The 3169-nt window shown below is 55.2% G+C and carries 2 tRNA genes and 2 rRNA genes (1 of these 4 only partly in view); all 4 read right to left on the reverse strand.

Annotation, left to right across the window (positions count from 1 at the left end):
• Window positions 1-877, reverse strand: a 23S ribosomal RNA gene (locus FHR70_RS23665); it reaches 1933 nt to the left of the window's first position.
• Window positions 878-1148: 271 nt separating this feature from the next.
• Window positions 1149-1224 (reverse strand) — tRNA-Ala (locus tag FHR70_RS23670).
• A 24-nt stretch (window positions 1225-1248) separates the two neighbouring features.
• A tRNA-Ile gene (locus FHR70_RS23675) sits at window positions 1249-1325 on the reverse strand.
• A 171-nt stretch (window positions 1326-1496) separates the two neighbouring features.
• Window positions 1497-2983: ribosomal RNA gene (locus FHR70_RS23680) — 16S ribosomal RNA — on the reverse strand.
• The 16S and 23S rRNA genes sit together here with 2 tRNA genes alongside, the layout of an rRNA operon.
• Window positions 2984-3169 lie beyond the last annotated feature (186 nt).

Consider the following 3169-nt stretch of genomic DNA (forward strand, 5'->3'; position numbering starts at 1 on the left):
TAAATAGCTTTCGCGGAGAACCAGCTATTTCCGAGTTTGATTGGCCTTTCACCCCTAGCCACAAGTCATCCGAGACTTTTTCAACAGGCACCGGTTCGGTCCTCCAGTGCGTGTTACCGCACCTTCAACCTGCTCATGGCTAGATCACCCGGTTTCGGGTCTAAAGCAACGAACTCAAAACGCCCTGTTCAGACTCGCTTTCGCTGCGCCTCCACCTATCGGCTTAAGCTTGCTCGTTACTTTAAGTCGCTGACCCATTATACAAAAGGTACGCGGTCACCCAGGACGAACCTTGGGCTCCCACTGTTTGTAAGCATCCGGTTTCAGGAACTGTTTCACTCCCCTCGTCGGGGTGCTTTTCACCTTTCCCTCACGGTACTAGTACACTATCGGTCGCTGAGGAGTACTTAGGCTTGGAGGGTGGTCCCCCCATGTTCAGACAGGATTTCACGTGTCCCGCCCTACTCAAATCCTGCAATCACCCTGACCTGTACGGGGCTATCACCCGTTTGTGCCGGCTTTTCCAAACCGTTCCAGTGAAGATCATGCAGGCATAGGCCTGGTCCGCGTTCGCTCGCCACTACTAACGGAGTCTCAATTGATGTCCTTTCCTCCGGGTACTTAGATGTTTCAGTTCCCCGGGTTCGCTCTAAACCCCTATGGATTCAGGGTTCAGTCCCTTCATCTGACCCTCCGTAGTGCAACACCACTGTTTCCAATGACGTCACAATACAAAGGGTCGAAGGTGGGTTTCCCCATTCGGAGATTCTTGGATCAAAGCTCGTTCGCAGCTCCCCAAGACTTATCGCAGCGTACCACGTCCTTCATCGCCTCTCAGCGCCAAGGCATCCACCAGATGCTCTTACGACACTTGATTACTCTCATGATCAATGTCCGCTCGGCTTTGACCGGACATGATCGAATAAGAAAGACCTGTTCTTGGATTTCTCCAAAAACATGTTTTTTGCTTGCCAAGCATATCCGGCGCTCGACGGCTGCGGGCCGTCAGCTGGTTCGCAGGAACTAGGTGTCCCGCTTGCCGAATATGCTGCCTCTTTACGATTTCAAACATCCGCGCCAACCACCCGACAGGGCAGGGCGCGAACCTCATTGACACGTCCAACCATCACGCACCGCTCAAAGAGCAATGGTGGAGCCTGTCGGGATCGAACCGACGACCTGAAGCTTGCAAAGCTACCGCTCTCCCAGCTGAGCTAAGGCCCCTTGTTGCAAAGAACAACGCGATAATGGTGGGCCTGGGACGACTCGAACGTCCGACCTCACCCTTATCAGGGGTGCGCTCTAACCACCTGAGCTACAGGCCCAGTCGACCATGGCGCCATCCCGACGGGACAGGCCAGACCAACCGATGTTTGGAAGTGAGAGAAGAGAAACGAAGACGGCAGCGTCCCGCATAGCGAGGCCTGACTGGCCTCTATTGTTCCAAGAGCTCCGATAGAGGAGGCGTGTGCCTTCTCATAAGAGAGCATCCTTAGAAAGGAGGTGATCCAGCCGCAGGTTCCCCTACGGCTACCTTGTTACGACTTCACCCCAGTCGCTGACCCTACCGTGGTCGCCTGCCTCCTTGCGGTTGGCGCAGCGCCGTCGGGTAAGACCAACTCCCATGGTGTGACGGGCGGTGTGTACAAGGCCCGGGAACGTATTCACCGTGGCGTTCTGATCCACGATTACTAGCGATTCCGCCTTCATGCACTCGAGTTGCAGAGTGCAATCTGAACTGAGACGGCTTTTAAGGATTAGCTCCCCCTCGCGGGTTCGCTGCCCTTTGTCACCGCCATTGTAGCACGTGTGTAGCCCAGCCCGTAAGGGCCATGAGGACTTGACGTCATCCCCACCTTCCTCTCGGCTTATCACCGGCAGTCCCCCTAGAGTGCCCAACTGAATGATGGCAACTAGGGGCGAGGGTTGCGCTCGTTGCGGGACTTAACCCAACATCTCACGACACGAGCTGACGACAGCCATGCAGCACCTGTGTTCCCGCCAGCCGAACTGAAGGATCCTGTCTCCAGGATCCATACGGGACATGTCAAAGGCTGGTAAGGTTCTGCGCGTTGCTTCGAATTAAACCACATGCTCCACCGCTTGTGCGGGCCCCCGTCAATTCCTTTGAGTTTTAATCTTGCGACCGTACTCCCCAGGCGGAATGCTTAAAGCGTTAGCTGCGCCACTGACGAGCAAGCTCGCCAACGGCTGGCATTCATCGTTTACGGCGTGGACTACCAGGGTATCTAATCCTGTTTGCTCCCCACGCTTTCGCGCCTCAGCGTCAGAACCGGACCAGTCAGCCGCCTTCGCCACTGGTGTTCTTGCGAATATCTACGAATTTCACCTCTACACTCGCAGTTCCACTAACCTCTTCCGGTCTCAAGCCATGCAGTATCGAAGGCAATTCTGTGGTTGAGCCACAGGCTTTCACCCCCGACTTACAAAGCCGCCTACGCGCCCTTTACGCCCAGTGATTCCGAACAACGCTAGCCCCCTTCGTATTACCGCGGCTGCTGGCACGAAGTTAGCCGGGGCTTCTTCTTCCGGTACCGTCATTATCGTCCCGGACGAAAGAGCTTTACAACCCTAAGGCCTTCATCACTCACGCGGCATGGCTGGATCAGGCTTGCGCCCATTGTCCAATATTCCCCACTGCTGCCTCCCGTAGGAGTTTGGGCCGTGTCTCAGTCCCAATGTGGCTGATCATCCTCTCAGACCAGCTACTGATCGTCGCCTTGGTAGGCCATTACCCTACCAACTAGCTAATCAGACGCGGGCCGATCCTTCAGCGATAAATCTTTCTGCTCTCGCACGTATCCGGTATTAGCCCAAGTTTCCCTGGGTTATTCCGAACTGAAGGGCACGTTCCCACGCGTTACTCACCCGTCTGCCACTCACCCCGAAGGATGCGTTCGACTTGCATGTGTTAAGCCTGCCGCCAGCGTTCGTTCTGAGCCAGGATCAAACTCTCAAGTTGAAGAATTTGATCTGACTGTCACTACACTTAAATTGACAGAGTCCATCTCACTCCGGCCTTGCAGCCGAAGCGGTGTACTCACCAAAGCATAGATCAGGTCGGTATCTATTCACCCGGCTCCAAAGAACCGGCGCAAGGACACCGCCGCCTACGCTTCTCTTCCCCTCTCAACAATGTCAAAGAGCA

This window comes from Microvirga lupini (genome assembly GCF_014191055.1).
GTDB classification, from domain to species: Bacteria; Pseudomonadota; Alphaproteobacteria; order Rhizobiales; family Beijerinckiaceae; genus Microvirga; species Microvirga lupini_A.